Here is a 4,163-nt window from a genome sequence, read left to right as displayed (position 1 = left end):
GGGCGATGACCCACGTCATGACCCGCCGCCTCACCGGCGCGAACGCCCCCACCTGGCACGAGGCGAAGGCGGCGGCAGGGTGAACCTCCAGCCCCCGCTCGACGCCCTGGACCTCCAGGAAGACGCCGCCCGGGCCCTGGCCGACGACCTCCGCACGCAGATTGACGGCCTGCAGACCCGGCTGCGGGAGGCCGAGATGCACCTCGAACACCTCGCGATCACCCGCACGACCGTCACCGGCCCCGCCGACCGGCTCCCGAACGTCGCACCGGACCTGCCCGAGCACCCGGACTACCCCCGCATCCTCGACGCCTTCAACCAGACAACCGGACCGCTACGGGCCAAGGACGTCTGCGAAGCCCTCGGCCACGAACTGCCGCCAAAGAACGTCGAAGGCACCCGCGCCAAGCTGAAACGCCTGGTCAAACTCGGGATCCTCACCGAGGCCGACACCGGCAACTTCGCCAGGAAGCAATAGCCGACGCAACCTTGCTCCAACCTCAGCCGGAAACGGACATCACCTCACGAACCGCCCACTGAGACAGGCGCCGGCCGGCATGTGGCCAGCAGCACCATGTCCAGATAGCCCATGAGCACCAGGGATCCGACGGTCATGACGACGCCGTTGATCAGCCCGATGACGGAGGAGGAGGCCGCCTCGTTCAGAAGGAGGGTGTCGGAGGTGACGCGGGTGACGAGTTGGCCGGGTCCGCGTTTGAGGAGTTCGAAGGGACGGGCGCCGAGGTAGCGCGTGATCATCCGGCGGCGGGCGTCGTGGACGACGTTCTCGGCGAGCTTGCCCAGCATGAGCCACTGGTACCAGCCGACCACGGCCCCGATGATCAGCAGCCCCACGAGTACCAGTACCGGCTCGCGCAGCGAGCCGCCCGCGGCGAGGCCGTCGAGCACCCACTGAGTGACGAGCGGGGTGGTCAGGGCCATGGCGGACACCGCCAGGGCCAGTACCAGCCCGAACGCCAGGATGTGCAGGTAGGGGCGGGTGAAGGACCAGAGGATCTTCAGCCTGGCCGCGGTGGAGGCTGTGCTGTGCGAAGTACTGGTGAGCGGTTCCCGCTTCGCCTCGGCAGAACCCCGGCCGGTGCCGGTGCCGGTGCCGGGCGTTTCCGCCGTCGGCCGGGCGTGCTCTTCGCGGGCCGGGTCGCGAACCGGGGAGTTCACAGCTGTTCCACTTCGGTGAGTGCCAGGAGTTCCTCCCGGGCCTGGGTGAGTTGCTCGGGGGTCAGGTACGGGGAGTGCATCGCGGCGATCAGCCCTTCCGCGGCGTAACGGATGACCAGTGCCCGTCCCGGGGGCAGGCCGTCGGCGTCGAACGCCTCATTCCAGGCGCGGGCATCGGCCTCCTGAAGCACTTCGGAGGACTCCGCAGCCTCCAGGGTGCCCAGTGCGGCGAGCAGGCCGCTGGGGCTGAAGACGCGAGTCAGGTACTCGCTGCCTCCGGTGAAGGCGCGTACGTATCCGCGGGTGAACTTGCCGGGGCGGTTCTCGGAGAGGTCCACGTGGGCGCGGACCTCTTCCCAAGCCCGCCCCACGGAGTGCTCGATGACCTGGGCAATCAGTTCCTCCCGGGTCCGGAAGTGGTGCATCAGTCCGCTTTTGGAGACTCCCGCGAGCGCCGCGATCTCCGCGAGGCTGGCCTTGGCCCCCCGCTGCTCGAACGCCAGCTCCGCCGCTTCCAGGACCGCGCGGCGGGTACGCTCCCGGTCGCGGATCAGTTCTCCCTCAGGCGGCGTCATGCTCCACCTTCTTCGTGGGAGTCGACGGGATGACCCGCCAGGCGATCATGGCCGCCACCAGCAGGAGTATGGCGGCGATGAACGACGTCAGCTGCATGGCCGAGGCGAACGCGTCCCGCGCGGCCGTGAGGACCGCGCTGTCCTTGACCGTGGCCAGCGCAGAGGCCAGCGACTCGTTGACGGCGGCGCGCTCGCCCTCACCCAGATCCTGCGGCAACTCCAGGTGGGAGCGGTACATGGCCGCCTGCAACGAGCCCAGGACTGCGATGCCGAGGGCGCCGCCGAGCTCGTACCCGGTCTCGGCGATGGCAGCCGCGGCGCCCGAACGCTCCTTGGGCACCGTACTGACCACCGCGTCGGTCGTCAGCGTCATCGCGATCCCGATGCCGAGGCCCAGGACCGCCAGCGAGACTCCCAGCCCCCAGTAGGAGGCGAAAGGCGCGGTCGCGCCGATCCCGGCCAGGCCGAGCGCTCCCAGGCCGAGGCCGGCACCGATGCAGCGCCCGGCGCCCAGCCGGACCACGAGGAAGCCGATCACGGCGACGACCGCGATGGAGGCGAGGGTGGCGGGCAGTTCGGCGAGCCCGGCATGCAGGGGGCCGAAGCCGCGCACCATCTGCAGGTACTGGGAGAAGAAGAAGAGCAGACCAAGGAAGGCGAAGATGGCCAGGGCATTGGCACCGACGGCGCCGGCGAAGGCCGGGATCCGGAACAGTGAGACGTCCAGCAGCGGAACGGTCAGGCGCTTCTGCCTGCGCAGGAAGGCCCATCCGGCCAGCAGCCCCAGCACGGCGGCCAGGAACACGAGCAGGTCGGCCCCGCTGCCGATCCAGCGCTTGACGGCATAGACCAGGGGCACGATCGCCAGGATCGAGAGCGCCGAGGAGGCCAGGTCGATCCGGTGACCGGTGGTGCCGCGGGACTCGGGCAGCAGGAACCATCCGCCAACCAGCGCCAGCACCATGATCGGCACGTTGATCAGGAAGACCGACCCCCACCAGAAGTTCTCCAGCAGGACGCCGCCCACCAGCGGCCCCAGGGCGGCTCCAGCAGTGGCGCCGACCGACCAGAGCGCGATCGCGCGGGTCCGCTGCACGGGGTCGAGGAACATGGACCGCACGATCGACAGTGTCGAGGGCATCAGGGTTGCCCCGGCCACACCGAGCAGGGCCCGGGCCGCGATCAGTGCCTCCGCGCTGGGCGCGAACGCCGCGAGCACGGAAGCCGCACCGAACGCCGCGCTTCCCATCAGCAGCAGGCGCTTGCGGCCGATCCGGTCGGCAACATTGCCCATCGTGATCAGCAGTCCGGCCAGCACGAACGCGTAGATGTCACCGATCCACAGCACCTCGGTGGACGTGGGGGACAAGTCCTCGGTCAGTGACGGAACGGCGAGATACAGCACCGTGCCGTCGATCGCCAGCAGCATGACGACGAGCACGAGCACGACGAGCGCGGCCCACTCGCGAGGGCCGGCAAGACGCGGCACAAATTTCAGATCGGTCATACCCAACAACTTAACAGACCGTATGGACGGCTAAGCCGCCCGCTCGGTCTGTTGCGTGAACTGGTGGCTCCTACGCGACGCATGAGCTCCCGCTGCAGCACGAAAGCCTGGCCCGCACACGCACACCGGACCCATGGCTCGCCGGAAGGTAGCCGATCCGTCGGAGACACTGCCGGTGATGCCTGGAGAGCTGTATGAGGTGCCCCCGGCGGTGTGGACACTCTGGCAATGGATCTTGTTGATCCGAGGAAGGGTGCCCTGGTGGGACGTAAGTCTGCGTATCCGGAGGAGTTCAGGAACGATGCAGTGGCGTTGTACCGCGCTGCGGGCGGGAAGCGCACGTACGCGGCAGTCGCGGCGGATGTCGGGGTGACCGGCGAGACCTTGCGGAGCTGGGTGCGCCAGGCCGACGAGCAAGCGGGCCGCGGTCACAGCCGCAGCGACCAGACCGGGGAGAGCCGGGATGAGGAACTGGCCCGGCTGCGGGCGGAGAACGGCCGGCTGCGCAAGGCCGAGAAGGAATGGGAACTCGAGCGGGAGATCCTGCGTCGGGCGGCGGCCTATTTCGCGAAGGAGATGAAGTGAAGACCCGCCGCTGGGACTTCGTCTCCGTCCACACCGAGACCTTCGGTGTTCAGTGGATATGCCGGGTTCTTCAGGTCTTTCGCTCCGGCTATTACCGGTGGATCGCCGGTACGAAAGCCCGAACGGAGCGGCAGGTCGCCGACGACGCCCTGGTCGTGGAGATCCGCGACCGCTTCGAGGTGTACGTCAACAACGTGCTGCTGATGCAGCGTTACGTGCCCTCCCTCTTCCGCGGCGACGTCGAGTTCTTCACCGGTACGCACGAGCAGCTGGTGAGCGAGGTCTCCATCGCGCAGTGGAAGCCGTACCTGGAGGGG

4 protein-coding genes and 1 pseudogene are annotated in these 4,163 nt (G+C 68.7%); 2 read left to right on the top strand and 3 right to left on the bottom strand.

Annotated features, from left to right (window positions below):
* A partial coding sequence (locus ORI94_RS34970) for a hypothetical protein (protein WP_266083114.1) occupies nucleotides 1–478 on the top strand: 478 nt, incomplete at its 5' end.
* Nucleotides 479–522: 44 nt separating this feature from the next.
* Here the strand turns inward: ORI94_RS34970 and ORI94_RS34965 are convergent.
* From ORI94_RS34965 to ORI94_RS34955, 3 genes are read right to left on the bottom strand one after another with little or no spacing between them, the layout of a single operon-like run.
* Nucleotides 523–1,179, bottom strand: a complete 657-nt coding sequence (locus ORI94_RS34965; RefSeq protein WP_266083112.1) for an ABC transporter transmembrane domain-containing protein — start codon at nucleotides 1,177–1,179, stop codon at nucleotides 523–525.
* Nucleotides 1,176–1,754: a TetR/AcrR family transcriptional regulator gene (locus ORI94_RS34960; RefSeq protein WP_266083110.1), complete on the bottom strand. Its 579-nt coding sequence runs from the start codon at nucleotides 1,752–1,754 to the stop codon at nucleotides 1,176–1,178. Before ORI94_RS34960 ends, ORI94_RS34965 begins: the two co-directional genes overlap by 4 nt.
* Nucleotides 1,741–3,261 carry an MFS transporter gene (locus tag ORI94_RS34955; RefSeq protein WP_266083108.1) on the bottom strand — a complete coding sequence of 507 codons (1,521 nt, stop codon included), beginning with the start codon at nucleotides 3,259–3,261 and terminating at the stop codon, nucleotides 1,741–1,743. Before ORI94_RS34955 ends, ORI94_RS34960 begins: the two co-directional genes overlap by 14 nt.
* Nucleotides 3,262–3,522: 261 nt before the next feature.
* Between ORI94_RS34955 and ORI94_RS34950 the strand changes: the two are divergent.
* A pseudogene (locus ORI94_RS34950) lies at nucleotides 3,523–4,013 on the top strand (transposase); the annotation flags it as partial.
* Nucleotides 4,014–4,163 lie beyond the last annotated feature (150 nt).

The sequence above is a fragment of the Streptomyces sp. NEAU-W12 genome (assembly GCF_026242095.1).
GTDB lineage: Bacteria > Actinomycetota > Actinomycetes > Streptomycetales > Streptomycetaceae > Streptomyces.
The sequence above is the reverse complement of the archived record's forward strand: the minus strand, read 5'-3'. Positions and strand labels throughout refer to the sequence as shown.

Coding starts and splice junctions, on each gene's coding strand:
- ORI94_RS34955 (WP_266083108.1), bottom strand. CDS start 3,261: ATGACCGATCTGAAATTTGTGCCGCGTCTTGCCGGCCCTCGCGAGTGG.
- ORI94_RS34960 (WP_266083110.1), bottom strand. CDS start 1,754: ATGACGCCGCCTGAGGGAGAACTGATCCGCGACCGGGAGCGTACCCGC.